Below are 17326 nucleotides of genomic sequence, written 5' to 3'. Positions count from 1 at the left end.
GAAAATCTTAATAACTCAATCAACTTATTGATTTATCAGAGGTTTTGTTTAACATCACCGCCGATGGATGTGCATTCTACAGCATTTCAGAACCAACACAACCCCCTTTCTTAATTAATTTATTTAGATGGGTGTTTTTTCTACCAATCAAATAATAAATAATTGATTTTTATACTTAATTTAATTTATTTTTATTTGGTATTGCAGTCCCTTGTTCCAAATAACCCAAAATCATACTCGATAATTCACTCTTAAGTTGTTGTTCTGAAATAAGAAAGTTATTATTACTGACATATTGCATCATGGTGAATAAGGTACTATTAATAATCACAAATGATTTATGTTTAAGCGTTTCAAAATTCCAATCTGAATAAAACCGATTAAAGACATACATTCCCGCTTCAAAAAAGTGCTGTTCTAAAACTTGCGCTGCTTCAGAATTGTTATAGCCATGCCAATGTTTCAAAATTTCAATAAAGAACCCATCATCGGCTTTCATCATGTCAAATCCGAATTGAATGCTAACGGGGATGATTTCCTGAATGTTAAAACTTTCTTGGCTAATCGCGATTTGTTTTAATGCTAAACCTAAGTTTTCACTTTTACGACGTAGTAGCTCCTGAATAATCTCCTCTTTATTTTCAAAATATTGATAAATAGAACCAACACTGACGCCTGATTTTTCTGCAATTTTTGGTGTGGTTACTTGTAATAAGCCATATTCAACAATACACAGCTGTGTTGCTTCCAAAATATTATTCACAATGATCATGGCACGTTGCTGTTGAGGTTTTTTTCTCATTATTTTCTCTTAAGTAAATGCGAATTGAATGCGAATAAATATTCATATTAAGATTTGATTAAACATTAATCAGGATTGAGCTTAAATGTCAACTTTAATTGCATTAAAACGCTTAGCGCCTTTTGAGAAAATGCTAAACAGTAATTGGAAGACACAAATCCTCAATTATTTGACAGATCAAAGGCTCGCACCAAGCTACTCAGAATATCTATCTTTAAATCAGGCATTATTAAAGGGAGATGAGCCAATGGATAAGCTGCTGATTTGGATCATGCAAAATCCAAAACAGCATCGTAAATACTTTTCTATAGCACTGTATGAAGGTATAGATAAACTTCCACATGCCATGCCTGAGTTATCTGAATTTTTTAATTTGGTTGAAACACCGCCCGAATGGCTCGATCAAGAAAAAATGAGTGAGGCTTTAAATTTTATTTATCGACTTGGCTTTAATAGCGGCTTTATCTTGCGTGATTTGGCTTTAATGATGGGCTATTTATACCCTGGCTTAAACCAACCTTTAGTTTTAACTGGAGCTTTAAATAAAAATGCCGCCAAACGTTTCGCTGAAACCACCAAATGGTGGATGGATATTACTGAACCACAGGCTTTTGATCGCTTTAATAATGGCTTTACTTCAACTATTTATGTTCGATTTATTCATGCATTAGTACGCCATCAACTCAATAAGTCAGAAAAATGGGATACTGAAACTTGGGGCTTACCGATTAATCAGTATGACCAAGCAATGACCAATATTGCTTTTAGTGGGGTGTTGTTATTAGGTGTACGAGCTTTGGGTATTTTTCCAAATAAACGTGAGGTCGATAGCTTTCTACATTTTTGGAAATATACTGGCTGGCTCATGGGTATTGAAGAAAAATGGCTGATTGATAAAGAATCTGAGGGTTGGAAGTTTTTATATTGGCTACCGTTTACCCATCCTAAACCCGATGCAACCAGTAAATCTTTGGCTTCAAGCTTATCTAAAGAGCCTTTTGAAAGGCAGTATAAATATTTACGCCCTTTACAACAAAAACTGGCTTATCACCAACACTTAGAAATTACTCAGTTCTTTCTAGGTCGTAAGAAAATGCAAGAATTGGGTTTAAAACATCATTCTGCAGCGTGGTTTGCTTATTATTTGATTGCTCGAAATGCTGTGCTGTATACCGGTGCTCGACACTTTAAAAAAATTGATACTTTCCTACTACAACATGGTCGTCATATGCAGAAACACTCTTTAGATTTATATGCAGAAAATGGTAAACAACTCGCCAGTATGCATCAATAAAAGTCATAAAATGAAAAGAGGAAACTTAAAAGCTTCCTCTTCTTATTCAATAACGATTACTGGGCATGCTGTACATGCATAGATTCATCCATCTGCTTGTGTGATGTATCTATATGATCCGATAGCGGTTGATGTGACATCACTGGTGCTGACTTAAAGACATGCTGCTGTGTATAAGCCTGTTTATGACTAGGCATATACTCAGGATCATTACTGATCGCCAAATAGAAAAACAACATAAAGATAAAACTTAAAATGCAGGCAACAATCAATGCTTTCCATCCCCAGCCTGATTGTTCAGGGGATAACTTTTCTGTAGACTTAGATATAGTCATATCACTCTCCAAAACAATAAAAATAGGATTAAAATTTCATGCTGACACGTGCCCAATAATTACGTCCCGTATTATTAAACTGTTCATTACTGGCAAAACCAAAACCAGAACTTCCCGCTTTATTCAGATGTTCGGTATAGGTTTTATCTAGAACGTTATCAATACCCACTGCAACATCAATATCTTTCATGATGTTATAAGAAGCATTTAAAGCCAGTGTGGCAAAACCTTTGCTCTCCCCCATGTCATACCCGACGATATTCCCTTGATTGAGACTGATACGATCTTGCTTGGCAACCACACGCCACAACATACCTAAGGTATATTTATCTTGCACATAACGAAGATTAAAACGTCCTTCCAAAGGTGCAATTTGCGGCAAAGCTTTTTGATCTGTAGTATTTTTACCCCATGCGTATGCAGCACTGATATCCGCCTGAATTGCATCACTCAATTGATAACCGATACCTGCTTCAGCCCCTGCAATTGTTGCATCAACATTTTTAGCACCCGCACTAAATGAAGAACCATGATCATGCCCCCCCATACCAGCCATAGGATGATTGTGATAACTCATCAAGATATAATCATTAATCAAGCCTGCATAAGCTGAAACCCATGAATTAAAAGCACCATGTTGCTGTTGATACCCCATATCCAGCTGCAATGTTTTTTCGTTATTCAAATCATTGAATGTCGGCTTGGCCATACCCGTATTGCCATGTGCAGTGCTAAAAAGCTCCCAATAATCTGGTACACGCTCTATATAGCCTAGACCAATATAAGTTTTTAAATCATGCTCAGGATGTTGGTTCTCTAAACGGATAAAAGCACTCGGTAGTGTTTCTTTACGATTATCATTCAGCTTCAGTGCATCAATTTTGACTTGATCCAGTCGTGCACCTGTCACTAGCTTTGAGTTTTCACTGAATTGATAACTGAGTTCACCAAATGCCCCATAGGACTGAAATTTCATATTGGTAGATAGCGGCATATCCATCATCATCGATTTCATACTGCCAGCATGATGATTCTGCTGCGAATCAATTCCCGTGACCAAATCAATTTTGTTCCATTCTGAAGTCATCGCCAAACGTGAATTCAACGTCCGACGTGTCACTTGCATTTCTGATGGATTGGATACCATTTGATGCGTCATCATGTCGTGTGTCATCGGTGGCGTTCTTAATCTAAAGTTATCCATCACATGATCGTTATAACTATAGTTCACCTGCCCTTCGACTTTCTTAATCACTTCAGTTAAGTTTTTCTTTTCAAAACGTAATCCCAAACTTTCACGGGCAAACTGCGAGCCGTCCATATCACGACCTGCATACAGTGCTTCGCCATCCGATTTACCACCCGTCAATTCCAGCCAAGTATCGTTATTGGGTGTCCAACCCAATGCAAGATCAGTATTCCAGCGTTCCCATGCTGAGGGTACAGTATTACCGTCCCCATCTTTATAGCTGCTCGATTCAGATCGATTAGCATTTAAACGGATATATTTTTTCTCATCACCCACGGTGGCTTCAAGATTATGATCCAAGCGCCCAAAAGAACCGATCAAGACACTGGCTTGACCTTGATACGGTTTTGCAGCATTTAACTCTGGTTTTTTTCGCTCAAAAATAACCGTTGCTGCCGAACCGGTATTGGCATATTGAACAGTTTGTGGCCCTTTAATCACAGAAATTTGATCATAACTTTCAGGCTGAATATACGATGTTGGTGCATCCATTCGTGCTGGACATGCTCCTAAACTTTCAGAACCATCGGTTAATATTTTAATCCGCGAACCAAACATGCCACGGAAAGTAACATCAGCATTGGTTCCACCATTTTTGATGGCATTAAAACCGGGAATACTTTGTAAATAATCCGCACCATCGGTTGCTGGAATGGGCTGAATGGGTTGTTTAGGATCTGCATGAATAATTAGTCCATTGGCATCATTGGCTAATTGTGCAGTCACCACAATGGGCGCCAGTTGCGTTGTTATTTGCTGCGTATCTGCAAATACTAAACCTGAATAACACGCGACAGAAATCGCAGCTGCAAGGGGCTGTAAAAAGAATTTAGGCTGAGCCATCTTCATCTCTCTTAAATCATAAATAAAACAAGGCTGGAGTCAGTGAAGACCCAAATAAAAAGTTTTAATTTATGCAAAGAGTGGTGGCGCTCTTCCTTGGGGGATAAGAAATAAGCGTTGCAGAACAAAATAAACATGTCGAAATGCTTTTTGAAATGCAATCAGACGTACTTGAATACGATCTAAAACTGGTTTGATGTCTAAATCAGGTGGTAAAACCAAGTTACCATAGACGGTACAGTATTGGCATTGATGGTTGGGATCATGATGATCATGCCCAGACGAAATTTCTGTGAGTGCTCTTTTTTGAGCGGAATGTTGCTCATGTGAGCGATGCACATGATGAGAAGCATGTTGAGACTTTTCGTAGAACTTACTTTGGATTAAAACTTGAGAAATGGTTTCACAGACCGGAGCAATTTGATATTGCTTCGGTAGCAAAGGCTGTAACAATACAGCAATCTGTAAAAATACTGCAGCAAACCCCAGCAGCAACCCACTTCGCAATAACAAAATGTTCCTCTCAACATTTTTCTGAGCCAAGTATAACAAAGCCCAATCAAAATTGGGCTGAATTAAATTCGGATCTTTTAACGGAGTAAAAAATTAGCGTTTGACTGCCACTTGCTCTTTTTGACGTTGACGTACTACTTTTTCAACTTTTTCACGTGCGCGCTGACGTTTTAATGGCGATAAATAATCAACAAAAAGCTTACCATTTAAGTGATCCATTTCATGTTGAATACATACAGCAAGAAGTCCGTCCGCTTCTTGCTCAAAAGCTTTACCATCTAAGCCAATTGCATTAATTTTTACACGTGACGGACGATCAACTTTATCGTATATTTGGGGAACAGATAAACAACCTTCTTCATATGACAAGGTTTCATCTGTAAGAAATGTAACTTTGGGGTTAATGAATACCATCGGTTGATTTTTATCTTCAGACAAGTCCATGACAATCAGCTGAATATGATGATCTACTTGTGTTGCTGCCAGACCAATTCCTGGCGCTTCATACATGGTTTCAAACATGTCTGCTGCAAGTTGACGAATTTCATCCGTTACTTCATCGACAGGTTTTGCAATGGTACGCAAACGGGGATCAGGAAAACTTAAAATAGGTAATAAGGCCATACTGTATCCTCACTGGCTATGCCATTGATCTTAAAACTAAATGAGCTTGTGCTTCATTAAAAAAATATGTGTAATATGCGTATTATAACGCAAATAGATACATAATTTTAGGAATTATGATAATGAAAAAGGTTTTCAACGGCATAACAAACTTTAATGCCATGGGGTTTAAACAGCAGTTTTTAGCACTGGCCATTTGTTTCAGTGCCAGTGTTGCTTATATTGATGTCGCACAAGCAGCGAGTCCAAATCATAATCCTCCAGCACTTAAAGCCAGTGCGCCTCATGTTTATATCGTGAAACGTGGTGACACCTTATGGGGAATTGCTGGTAAATTCTTAAGCAAACCATGGCTTTGGCCTGAAATTTGGGCAAGCAATCCTCATGTTAAAAATCCACATTGGATCTATCCAGGTGATAAGCTACTACTCTGCACACTCAATGGCCGCCCATTAATTGGTGTCGATCAAGGCGATGGTTGTGATGGTGTGATTCGTCGTCATCAAGGTGGTACTTCATTAAAGCCTCAGGTTCGGATTGAAATGCTAGGCAATAGCATCCCCGTCATTCCATTAGCAGATATCAAACCGTGGCTAGAACATAGTATTGTCGTTGCACCTGAATCCTTAACCAATATTCCTTATATTGTCGGTGCTGCAGACAACCGTGTAATTACCGGTGCTGGGCAAACGGTATATGCGCGTGGTAATGGACTCGTGGTTGGACAACGCTATGGTGTCTACCGTCAATCAGAGCCTTATATGCTTCTTGGGGCTGATGGTAAAAAACATAATGCAGGGGTTGAACTAACTGAAGTTGCATCGGGTCTTGCAGTCGGGAATGAAAACGACCTCACAACGGTAGAACTGACTCAAAGTTATAATGCAGAAGTTCGCCGTAGTGATTATGTTTTACCGCAATATAATGACCAATTGCCAAGTCTGTTCTATCCAACAACTGCAAATGAAGTCACCGGCGGTGGTAAAATCATTCGTGTACAAGGTTCTATTGGTACGGCAGCAGCAAATAGTGTCGTCACTGTTGATCGTGGTAGCTTACAAGGTGCGAAAGTCGGTCAAGTCTTCAGCGTTTATCAGCAAGGCGAAACGGTTAAAGATCCTAAAACCAAAGAAATGATCAAATTACCAAGCCAACGCGTGGGCACCCTCATGCTGTTTAAAACCTTTGATCAGTTGAGCTATGGCTATGTTCTAGATAGTGCATTGCCAATGAAAGTCGGTGCTGAAATTCAAGCACCAACCACTTCTGATGACTAACTAATTGGTAAACTTGAATGTTGAATTCGATATCTGATGTGCACTTAAACAGCATTAAATTATGGTATTTGGTTCAACATTCCCTCTCAACCTACCGAAAATTAGAACAATTTTTTGGTTGCATTGAAAATGCAGTTACGGCCGAGAACTTACAGCGCTGGTCAGAACTCAATATTCATCACAATCATATTCAACGTGCTCAGAACTTTTTAACGACATCATCTCAAGCAGCATTCGAACAATGTCTTGAAAAAATTCATGCACATACTGATTTTGTCATACTTGAATCTGAAAGCCATTACCCACCACAACTGCTCCCCTACTCAGATCGGCCACCCATTTTGTTTGGAAAGGGCTCCGTCCAAAATTTGAGTCAACCGCAAATTGCGATCGTTGGTAGTCGTAAACCCAGTCCACATGGTAACCAAGTCGCTTATTATTTGAGTGAAAAAGGATTTTTTATTACCAGTGGTTTGGCTCAAGGCATAGATGCAGCTGCACATTTAGGTGGAATCAAACATCATCGAAGTATTGCCGTTATTGGTACTGGACTCGATCAAGTTTATCCATCTCAAAACCATCATTTACAAGATCAAATTTTACTGAACTCCGGTACTATCTTGAGTGAATTTCTACCCGAGTCCAAGCCTTTACAGCATCATTTTCCACGTCGAAATCGCATCGTTAGCGGTCTCAGCTTAGGCGTACTTGTTGCCGAAGCCGCCTTGAATAGCGGTTCTCTGATTACAGCCAAGGCTGCTGCAGAACAAGGAAAAATCATCTTTGCTATTCCGGGGCATATTTACAGCGAATCTCATCAAGGCTGCCATCAATTGATTCGTGAGGGTGCGATTTTAGTCGATCATCCTGAACAAATTATTGAAGACCTCGCGTTACCGACCCAATGGCATTATCAGCAGCAATCTGAATCTGTAGAATCTGAAACAGCAAAACTCGATATTCCTACACATTTACTCCAAATCTATCAACAACTGGAATGGGTTGGGCAAGACTTAGACTCACTGGTCAAAAAACTCAACATAGAGACCGCCGAACTTACGAGTAATTTGATGGAACTGGAACTATTGGGTCTCTGCATGCAACAAGCTGGGTTGTATTTACGTTGCCGCAATAGTTATTAAGGTTCACAATAGCCCTCTTTCTGAATAAATAACAAGGTAAGGATTCATGCTTACAACCTCTGTCGCTGAAGCAGCTCAAGTTTTACAAAGCGGCCACGTTTTAGCCTATCCAACAGAGGCAGTTTGGGGTTTAGGTTGTGACCCTTATAATGAGCTCGCTTTTTTAGAAATCCTACGTTTAAAACAAAGACCGATTGAAAAAGGGGTCATTTTACTGGCAGGTCAAATTAGTCAAGTTGAACATCTTTTGGTTGACTTAGATCCCAATATTCGCAAGCAAGTACTTGACTCTTGGACCGAGCGCTCCACGCTTGATCGCGCCACCACGTGGTTACTTCCAGCAGATCAAAATATTCCAGAATGGATTAAAGGACAACATACTCAAGTTGCTGTACGGGTCACCAATCACCCGTTATGTATCGCATTATGCAATGCTTTTAATGGCTTCATTGTTTCAACCAGCGCCAATCCAGCGGGTTCAGAGCCAGCCCGATCACTACAACAAGCCAGTCAATATTTTGGTTCAGAATTAACTTATTTAAATGGCGACTTAGGACTCAGTCATGCCCCCAGTAGAATTATTGATGCAGTGACGGGTAGCATCATGCGTGAATAAAAAAATTTATATTCTTTTTCCACTTTAAATGAATCAAACCCTTTCACTAAAACTAAATTTTAAACAAAAAAAAAACTCAGTCATATAGAGTATGACTGAGTATAAAAAGGATGTGATAAATCACATCCAGAGGGTTCGTTAAATCTGATGCCAGCAAAATAAGTTTAGACAAACTTAAATATCTGCTCTCTGCAAGGCACGCATTATGCAATAAACCATATTGATATACAAATATAATATTTATATACACCTTATGATGCACCAGCTTCTTGAGATAAAGAAATCAACCCGATAATAAAATTAAGTACTTCTATTTATTTTACAAATTTTTAAATTAATTGAATGAACTATAAACAATGAACCAATTTAGATACAAAATTCATGTAAATAATAATATAAAAAATAATTCAATTGAACATTTTACAATCAATTATATATTAAAAATCAAGTTGGACTCAGCTTTTCTACAGCTTTAACTTTCTTTTGCGCCAGTACAATCCCAATAAGAATAATCACACCACCAATGGAGTGATAAATCGTCCAGGCTTCTTTTAACCAAAAATAAGCAATAATTGCAGTAAAAACTGGCATTAAATTCATGAATATACTGGTTCGATTGGGTCCAATATATTGCACCGCCATCATCCAAAGTAACGGTGCGAAGAGCGAAGCAAATGCACCAGCATAGAATACACTGGCAGCATTTTCTACATTAATGGCATCTAGACCAAACCACAGCAGAAAAGGTAAATGATAGATTAATGCAAAACCGATCTGGATATAAAGACTCAATAAGAGTGGAACCTTTAACTGCCATTTTTTTAAAAAGACGCCATAAAATGCATAGAAAAATACCGCAATAATCATGATGATATCGCCAGAATGCCCCCCCATTTGCAACAAACTAGCAAAGTTTCCTTGCCCCATCACGTAGAGCAAACCGCAAAATGATAAAAGGCTACCAATGATCGCAAAGCGATTTGGAATTTCTTTTAAGATCGCCATTGAAACAAAAATAGTGAAAATTGGAATAAATGCATTAATAATGCCCATATTCGTCGCAGTGGTATAATGCGATGCTGAATAGGCTAGGCCCTGATAAAGCACCATGCCAAAGGCACTTAATACTGCAAATTTAAAGAAATACTGCCGAAGAAGATGACGTTGCTTCCATGCTTTAACCAGCATAAATGGAGTCAAGATAATAAAAGCAATCAGCCAGCGGTAAAAACTAATACTTACAGGTGAAATATAATCTGCAACATAACGCGTAACAGCAATATTCATCGACCAAATTAAAACAGCGATCACCGGCAAGCTAAATGCCCACCAATGATTTTTAAGCTTTAAATTCATTTAAACTGATTCGGTATTAAGATAGGTACTATTTTCAATTAAGTCTGATTTAATTAATATAATGAATTTCAGACATCGGTATGGATATTAAGACATCTCAAATTATTTTCAATCCAACCTCACCCAAGATTGCATAACGTAGCTGACAAGCTGATGCAATTTTTTGTATAACGATATCTCTTGGCTGTAAAATCCGACCATGAATAATAATCTGCCGTTAAACGCTCAATCATGAGATGAATTTGATGCTTTGTCCTTAACCACGCACTAGAATTTCCCATTTAGTAGAGCTCGTTTTGATCATTTTAATACCTATACTTTGTTGTATAGTGTACTTAGCTTTGGGGTTTTAGCAATCATTCCAATTTTCATTGAGTCACGCGGTCTAAACAACTTCAAAATAGATTATCAGGCTTAAATTTATAATAAATATGATGTATTCAAAACTATGCAAATTCCATTACCTTTATTAAGCACTTATATTGAAATTGAAGAATTTCATTATCAAAAAAATGATACCGTCACGCCCCATAGCTGTTTATGGGGAGATTTTAATTTCAGTTTCAATGGTTTGTTAGAGTTTTCGATTAATCATCAATCCTTTTTATCGCCACCAAGTTACGGTTTCTGGATCCCCCCGAAAACCGAACATTGTTGCGTCGCTGTAGATGAACATATTACGCATTATATTTGTATTCGCATTCATCCAGAACTCTGCAATAAATTTGCTTCTAGCTGTAAGACCCTGAGTATTCGTCCATTTTTCAGACATACTGTGGCTGAACTCTTGGCACAAAAAAAATTAAATTATCCTTCCGCTGAATATCAACAACATCTTTTACAAGTTTTATTGGATCAAATGCAATTTGCACCTTGCTACGACCAATATTTACCACAAAGCAATCATCCCATTTTAGAACCTATTCTAAAAAAACTCGCAGACCCATTACTCTTTACCCAAAGTCTGCAACAAATTTTTGCAAGTTTTGATGTTAGTGAACGACATATTTTGCGCTTAAGCCAACAAGAGTTACACATTTCAATTTCGGAATGGCGTAATCGAGTCAAAATTATTTATGCAATCTCACAACTGAAACATAGTCTAAGTATTAAGCGTATTGGTTATGAACTGGGTTATCAGCACAGCTCTAGCTTTATTGAATTTTTTAAACGCTATACGGGACAAACACCCTCACAAATGCGCGAAACTTAAAATTATTGATTATATATTTCATCGTTAGACTTTCATTTTTCATCGACTTATCTACAAAAAAACTATAGAACTCTGCATGATAAATATGCAACTTTAGGCGAATGCTTAATTTTTAGCATCAATAGTTTTTTTAATGTGAATAAATAAACTTAACTTTATCAATAATGATTTGAAAAAATAAGGATCAATAAATGAAAAAATTATTACTTGCATCACTGTGCATGGCTTCAATCACCTTAACCGCTTGTGATAAAAAACCACATGAATCGACTTCAGGCTCAACTACTGCATCAGAAAAAGCCATGGCTAGCTTAAGTACCCATAATGCAGCGGACATTAAAAGTGATTTAGCTCAAATTCAAACCCTTTCAACCTCCAAGGCACAAGAAGCAATCGATTTTCAAACAGAAATGATGCACGCAGCACAAAAAAAAGATAAGCAAGCGATTGTTGCAGTCTTTGATAAAATGAAAAGCTATATCGAAACCCTCAACAAAGATCTGGATAAATTAACGCTAAAAAGTACCGAAGTCCAAGCACTCCGCGAGAAAATGAAAGAATCAAATAAACTCAGTATTGAACTAACAGAAGCCACTACTGCGAATCCACCGGATATGAACAAGCTCACTGAACTACAAAAGAAAGCAGCTGAAATTCAAAAAAGCTTATTAGCAGATATGCAAACTTTGCAAACAACCGCAAATACTGCAAAATAATTTTCAAAAAACAAACAGCAGATGACTGAAGCTGCTGTTTGACTCAGCAAACGTTCTTCCTTCAAAAGAAAGACTTGTTGTTATTCTGAATTCAAGCTAAAACATTACAGTAATTCACACAGCATATTTTGTAAGGATAGCTCTATGACTTCAGTTTATAACATTCCAGTCAAAACCATAACCAACGATGAAATCACATTAAATTCATATCAAGGTCAGGTTTTACTCATTGTGAATGTCGCCTCAAAATGTGGTTTAACTCCACAATACGAAGGCTTAGAAAAACTGTATCAAGCAAAAAAACAAGATGGTTTAGAAATTTTAGCTTTTCCGGCTAATAACTTTTTAGCACAAGAACCAGGTAGCAATGAAGATATTCAACAGTTCTGCTCTGTAACCTATGATGTACATTTCCCACTTTTTGCCAAAATTTCAGTGGCAGGTGAAGATAAACACCCACTTTATCAAACTTTGATTAATGCTATTCCTGAACGTATCGGTGAAGGCCCATGGTGGAAAGATTTAGTCGATTATGGTCTAACGCCAAATCCTAAACCTGAAGTGCTATGGAACTTTGAAAAATTCTTAATTAATAAAAAGGGTGAAGTTGTCGCACGCTTTGCACCAGACATTACCGCAGATGATCCACGGATTGTGGATGCGATTAATGCCGAACTCGCGAAATAAATAATCGGTTTAAAAAGAGTGTTCTAAACACTCTTTTTAAACTTTAGACGATCAACTTCAATATTATTCTGTTATTACTTTGCAACAATTCGATTTTTCTTCACATTTCACATCTATATTGAAGCGATATACTCTATTTTGAATTTCAAAGATGATGAAAAAGCTTTTCCACGGTGCAATACTGCCCTTTGTAATTTTTACTTCGGGTATTTTACTGATCGGTTGTGATCAATCTCCACAATCTAGTGCTGATCAAAGTGAGCAAGCTGAAATTCAAGCCAATCAATCTGATTCAACTATCGAAAAGCAAGCTACATCAGCTCCATCCGAGTTAAAAGGCGGAAATATGTTCTACATCGCGCGTGATGTTGCCAGTGTTCAACTTAAAACCGGTGACTATGTTACAAAGCTGCAACAACTGCAATCGGATTTACAACAAGCCATTGACACACAAAACCAACAGCACTTACAGCAGACTGCTCAGGATTTAAGCCAACAATTACGTGGTTTTAATACAACTTTGATTTCTTTAGAGCTTAAAAGTCAGGAAATTGATGCAATTCGCCAACAAGTCATTCAAGCCAATCAACAAATGTTGAAATCCTCATTTTTAAATGGTGACCTCAATTTAAGTCAAGTTGACTTTAAAAAAATTGAAAAACAAATGAATAGTATTCAAATGGATATGCTAAAACTGGCCAGTATGCTGATCCCGTCAGGTGGCTCATCAACAAATTCTGAGCAAAGCTAATACAGACTACTTATAATGATGCGCAATTCATTTTAATGCTCAGATATAAAGCAGATGTTGGCTATAACTACATCTGCTTATAATACTGACAGTCATCTATTTTTCAGATCTAAGTATATAGTCACAAAATTTTGACTCTGTTTCACTGTATAAATAAGTAAACAAAATTGAGTATATGAGCTGCTATGCAACTGATAATTTTTACAGGTGTTCAAGCATCGGGGAAATCAACTTTTTATCAACACTATTTTTATCACAGCCATTTGCGCATCAACTTGGATATGTTAAAAACTCGCCATCGGGAAAATATAATATTTGAAGCAGCCTTAGTCTCTAAAACTAAAATGGTAATTGATAATACCAACCCTACCAAAGAAGCGCGCGCTCGTTATATTCAACGCGCTAAAGATGCCGGTTTTGAAGTAATTTCTTATTATTTTACAACAGATTTGAACAGTACTTTAATACGAAATAGTCAGCGACAAGGCAAAGCCAATATTCCAGAAATAGGCATTCGAGCAACTTATAAGAAATTAGAGCAACCCAGCTCAACTGAAGGATTCGATGAGGTTTTTCAGGTCAATATTATTGATAATGGTAAATTTTCCATTCACCCCATATCTGTATAAATGATTATGAATTTTGATTGATTCGCCAAACTGTATACGTCGCTTGCATCATTTCTTTTACCTGTGGTGTTGCGACACGGCTTTCCATCATTGAAAAATCGCCTTTATAAGCGGCATCAATAATCTGTTGAGCCAAGTCCTTGATGCTGTCACGGCCTATATTTTGATAGTCTAAGATCTCCTGTGCTGATAAAACCAAGTCCCAACAAGAAACCACCGAACTCATATCTACAGCAATACCTAGATAATAATGATCATTATGTTGATAAAGTTCCCAGAAATGTGGTTCGTGTTCGATGAGCTTCATCATCACTCTACTTATATTAAAAATCAGTTTATTCAGATTATGCTAAAAAATAGCAAGCCAATATATAACTTTAGCCGTAGTTTACGAAATTAAAAAATGCGGTGTTTAGCATGATTTTTAATTCGTAATGGCTTATTCCTCATCATCATCCAATAGAAAAAAATCAATAAAAAAAGCCACCTTTCGGTGGCTTCTTCAATCTCGAACCGTCCCTTATTGAGCGCGGTTCTTGATTTTGCGGATCGTTTCCAACTGTGCAGCCGTTTCTGCCAAAGCAGCAAGCGCAGCAGCTGAGTCCAAATCGCTCTTTTGATTTGCAAGCAAAGTTTCAGCATTTTTACGCGCTTCTAAAATTGCAGCTTCATCTAAGTTTTCAGCACGGACTGCAGTATCTGCAAGAACCGTGATGACATGCGGTTGAACTTCTAGAACACCACCAGATACATAGATTAACTCTTCTGTACCGTTTTCCAACAGAACACGAATTGCGCCCGGTTGAAGCAAAGTTACAAGCGGAGCATGGCCAGGCATAATACCCAACTCACCGCCTGCACCTTTTGCAATTAGCATCGTTACAGTGCCTGAGTACAACGACTCTTTTACACTTACAACATCACATTGCATAGTCGCCATGAGAATCTCCTAAATTAGAGTCGCTAATTAAAGTTTCTCGGCTTTAGCAATAACTTCGTCAATACCACCAACCATATAGAACGCTTGTTCTGGAATATGATCGTATTCACCAGCGAGAAGACCTTTAAAGCCACGAATCGTTTCTTTAAGAGATACTAATTTACCAGGAGCACCAGTAAATACTTCAGCTACGTGGAATGGTTGAGAGAAGAAACGTTGGATTTTACGCGCACGGTAAACAACCAATTTATCTTCTTCAGCCAATTCGTCCATACCCAAAATTGCGATGATGTCTTTAAGCTCTTTATAACGTTGCAAGATGTTCTGTACAGAACGTGCAATTTCATAATGCTCAACACCAACAACTAAAGGATCTAGCTGACGTGAAGTTGAATCTAGTGGATCGATCGCTGGGTAAATACCAGAAGATGCGATATCACGGCTCAATACAACAGTTGCGTCTAAGTGAGCAAATGTTGTAGCAGGCGATGGATCTGTTAAGTCATCGGCAGGTACATAAACCGCTTGGATCGACGTGATCGAACCAGATTTAGTTGATGTAATACGCTCTTGAAGAAGACCCATTTCCTCTGCAAGTGTAGGCTGATAACCTACTGCAGATGGCATACGACCTAGAAGTGCAGACACTTCGGTACCAGCCAATGTGTAACGGTAAATGTTGTCAACGAACAACAATACGTCACGGCCTTTACCGTTTTCATCTTTCTCATCACGGAAATATTCAGCCATAGTAAGACCAGTCAACGCTACGCGTAAACGGTTACCCGGTGGCTCATTCATCTGACCGTAGACCATCGCTACTTTGTCTAGAACGTTAGAATCTTTCATTTCGTGATAGAAGTCATTACCTTCACGAGTACGCTCACCAACACCAGCAAACACAGATAAACCTGAGTGAGCTTTCGCGATGTTGTTGATCAATTCCATCATGTTTACAGTTTTACCAACACCGGCACCACCGAACAGACCAACTTTACCACCTTTAGCAAACGGGCAAAGTAAATCGATTACTTTAATACCAGTTTCTAAAAGATCAGTAGAAGCAGCTTGTTCTGCATATGTAGGCGGTTGACGGTGAATCGGCAAACGCACTTCAGTTGCAACTGGACCAGCTTCGTCGATAGGGCGTCCTAAAACGTCCATGATACGACCTAAACATGCTGTACCTACTGGTACAGAAATTGGTGCTTCAGTATTCGTAACAGTTAAACCACGTTTAAGACCTTCAGTAGATCCCATTGCGATAGTACGAACTACGCCATCACCAAGCTGTTGCTGAACTTCTAAAGTAGTTTCAGTACCAACAACTTGCAGAGCGTCATAGATCTTAGGAACGCTATTACGTTCAAACTCGACGTCGATAACCGCGCCGATGATCTGAATGATACGACCGCTATTCATTGCTGTCTCCTCAATTCAAAATAATGTTAAACGGCAGCGGCACCACCAACGATCTCAGAAATTTCCTGAGTAATCGCGGCTTGACGCAGCTTGTTATAAATAAGTTGTAGGCTCTTAATGATATCACCTGCATTATCAGTCGCTGCTTTCATAGCGACCATACGTGCAGATTGCTCACATGCGATGTTTTCAATCACACCTTGATACACCACAGACTCGATATAGCGAACCAATAAGCCATTTAAAAGCTGTTCAGCTTCTGGCTCATATAAGTAATCCCAACCGTAAGAACGATTCAGACTCTCGCCTTCTTCAGCAGCAGCTAAAGGAACGAGTTGTTCAACTTTTTGATTTTGAGTCATGGCATTAACAAAGCCGTTTGACACAAGATAAATACGATCTAACTCGCCTTTATCATAAGCATCTAACATCACTTGTACAGAACCAGATAACTGTTCAAGACTTGGAGAGTCACCGACATTCGTCGTTGCACCAAGTACTTTACCGCCGTAGTTTTTAAAAAACGAAACCGCTTTTTGACCAATTAAAGCAAATTGAACTTCAATTGACTGCTCTTGTTGCTGTTGTACGTGCTTAACAGTTTTCTTAAACAAGTTAATGTTTAAACCACCTGCCAAACCACGATCTGAAGAAACAATGATATAGCCAACGCGCTTAACAGGACGTTCAACCATATAACGATGTTTGTATTCAGGATTCGCTTGTACTAAGTGAGCAATTACACGGTGCATATTTTCGGCATACGGACGGCCTTGAGCCATGCGCTCTTGCGCACGACGCATTTTAGAAGCAGCTACCATTTGCATCGCTCGAGTAATCTTTTGCGTGCTCTTGATACTAGCTACTTTGGCGCGAATTTCTTTTAAATTTGCCATACGCTTAACCTAGTATTCGAA

General features: G+C 38.3%; 19 protein-coding genes. 9 read left to right on the top strand and 10 right to left on the bottom strand.

Annotated features, from left to right (window positions below; all coding sequences use genetic code 11):
• Positions 1-175: 175 nt before the first annotated feature.
• A complete protein-coding gene (locus B9T28_RS13025; protein WP_086204417.1) occupies positions 176-802 on the bottom strand; it encodes a TetR/AcrR family transcriptional regulator in 627 nt (208 codons plus the stop codon).
• 85 nt (positions 803-887) lie between these two features.
• On the opposite strand from B9T28_RS13025, the gene B9T28_RS13020 reads away from it, so the two are divergent.
• Positions 888-2096 carry an oxygenase MpaB family protein gene (locus tag B9T28_RS13020; protein WP_086204416.1) on the top strand — a complete coding sequence of 403 codons (1209 nt, stop codon included), beginning with the start codon at positions 888-890 and terminating at the stop codon, positions 2094-2096.
• Positions 2097-2152: 56 nt separating this feature from the next.
• Here the strand turns inward: B9T28_RS13020 and B9T28_RS13015 are convergent, their stop codons facing one another.
• The 4 genes from B9T28_RS13015 to def form a co-directional block, all read right to left on the bottom strand.
• Positions 2153-2431, bottom strand: a complete 279-nt coding sequence (locus tag B9T28_RS13015; RefSeq protein ID WP_213032977.1) for a hypothetical protein — start codon at positions 2429-2431, stop codon at positions 2153-2155.
• Positions 2432-2459: 28 nt separating this feature from the next.
• Positions 2460-4523 carry a TonB-dependent copper receptor gene (locus B9T28_RS13010; protein WP_086204415.1) on the bottom strand — a complete coding sequence of 688 codons (2064 nt, stop codon included), beginning with the start codon at positions 4521-4523 and terminating at the stop codon, positions 2460-2462.
• 69 nt (positions 4524-4592) lie between these two features.
• Entirely contained in the window at positions 4593-5036 is a 444-nt protein-coding gene (locus tag B9T28_RS13005) for a DUF2946 family protein (RefSeq protein ID WP_086204414.1), read from the bottom strand.
• Positions 5037-5129: 93 nt separating this feature from the next.
• On the bottom strand, positions 5130-5660 hold the full coding sequence (gene def / locus B9T28_RS13000) for a peptide deformylase (RefSeq protein ID WP_086204413.1): 531 nt from the start codon (positions 5658-5660) through the stop codon (positions 5130-5132).
• A 122-nt stretch (positions 5661-5782) separates the two neighbouring features.
• Here def and B9T28_RS12995 point away from each other — a divergent pair, with 122 nt between their 5' ends.
• From B9T28_RS12995 to tsaC, 3 genes are read left to right on the top strand one after another with little or no spacing between them, the layout of a single operon-like run.
• Complete coding sequence (locus B9T28_RS12995; protein ID WP_086204412.1) at positions 5783-6937, top strand: LysM peptidoglycan-binding domain-containing protein; 1155 nt, start codon at positions 5783-5785, stop codon at positions 6935-6937.
• 17 nt (positions 6938-6954) lie between these two features.
• A complete protein-coding gene (dprA, locus tag B9T28_RS12990; protein ID WP_086204411.1) occupies positions 6955-8079 on the top strand; it encodes a DNA-processing protein DprA in 1125 nt (374 codons plus the stop codon).
• 46 nt (positions 8080-8125) lie between these two features.
• Complete coding sequence (gene tsaC, locus B9T28_RS12985; RefSeq protein WP_086204410.1) at positions 8126-8695, top strand: L-threonylcarbamoyladenylate synthase type 1 TsaC; 570 nt, start codon at positions 8126-8128, stop codon at positions 8693-8695.
• Positions 8696-9139: 444 nt separating this feature from the next.
• Here tsaC and B9T28_RS12980 read toward each other — a convergent pair whose 3' ends face one another.
• Positions 9140-10051, bottom strand: a complete 912-nt coding sequence (locus B9T28_RS12980; protein ID WP_086204409.1) for a DMT family transporter — start codon at positions 10049-10051, stop codon at positions 9140-9142.
• Positions 10052-10499: 448 nt separating this feature from the next.
• Here B9T28_RS12980 and B9T28_RS12975 point away from each other — a divergent pair, with 448 nt between their 5' ends.
• The 5 genes from B9T28_RS12975 (at position 10500) to B9T28_RS12955 (ending at position 14047) form a co-directional block, all read left to right on the top strand.
• A complete protein-coding gene (locus B9T28_RS12975; RefSeq protein ID WP_086204408.1) occupies positions 10500-11264 on the top strand; it encodes an AraC family transcriptional regulator in 765 nt (254 codons plus the stop codon).
• Positions 11265-11455: 191 nt separating this feature from the next.
• Positions 11456-11980: a PM1805 family lipoprotein gene (locus tag B9T28_RS12970; protein ID WP_086204407.1), complete on the top strand. Its 525-nt coding sequence runs from the start codon at positions 11456-11458 to the stop codon at positions 11978-11980.
• Positions 11981-12124: 144 nt separating this feature from the next.
• The gene (locus B9T28_RS12965) at positions 12125-12667 is read left to right on the top strand and encodes a glutathione peroxidase (protein WP_086204406.1); all 543 of its coding nucleotides are present in this window, start codon (positions 12125-12127) and stop codon (positions 12665-12667) included.
• 154 nt (positions 12668-12821) lie between these two features.
• Positions 12822-13418, top strand: a complete 597-nt coding sequence (locus B9T28_RS12960; RefSeq protein ID WP_086204422.1) for a PM1805 family lipoprotein — start codon at positions 12822-12824, stop codon at positions 13416-13418.
• A 185-nt stretch (positions 13419-13603) separates the two neighbouring features.
• On the top strand, positions 13604-14047 hold the full coding sequence (locus B9T28_RS12955) for an AAA family ATPase (protein WP_086204405.1): 444 nt from the start codon (positions 13604-13606) through the stop codon (positions 14045-14047).
• Positions 14048-14051: 4 nt separating this feature from the next.
• Here B9T28_RS12955 and B9T28_RS12950 read toward each other — a convergent pair whose 3' ends face one another.
• The 4 genes from B9T28_RS12950 to atpG form a co-directional block, all read right to left on the bottom strand.
• Complete coding sequence (locus tag B9T28_RS12950) at positions 14052-14354, bottom strand: hypothetical protein (protein WP_086204404.1); 303 nt, start codon at positions 14352-14354, stop codon at positions 14052-14054.
• A gap of 213 nt (positions 14355-14567) precedes the next feature.
• On the bottom strand, positions 14568-14987 hold the full coding sequence (locus tag B9T28_RS12945; protein WP_086204403.1) for a F0F1 ATP synthase subunit epsilon: 420 nt from the start codon (positions 14985-14987) through the stop codon (positions 14568-14570).
• 27 nt (positions 14988-15014) lie between these two features.
• A complete protein-coding gene (gene atpD, locus B9T28_RS12940) occupies positions 15015-16409 on the bottom strand; it encodes a F0F1 ATP synthase subunit beta (RefSeq protein WP_086204402.1) in 1395 nt (464 codons plus the stop codon).
• Between the two features lie 26 nt (positions 16410-16435).
• Positions 16436-17305, bottom strand: a complete 870-nt coding sequence (atpG, locus tag B9T28_RS12935) for a F0F1 ATP synthase subunit gamma (protein WP_086204401.1) — start codon at positions 17303-17305, stop codon at positions 16436-16438.
• Between the last annotated feature and the right edge of the window lie 21 nt (positions 17306-17326).

This window comes from Acinetobacter silvestris (genome assembly GCF_002135235.1).
Lineage (GTDB): Bacteria > Pseudomonadota > Gammaproteobacteria > Pseudomonadales > Moraxellaceae > Acinetobacter > Acinetobacter silvestris.
Note: the sequence above shows the minus strand (reverse complement) of the source record. Positions and strands in the feature narration are given on the sequence as shown.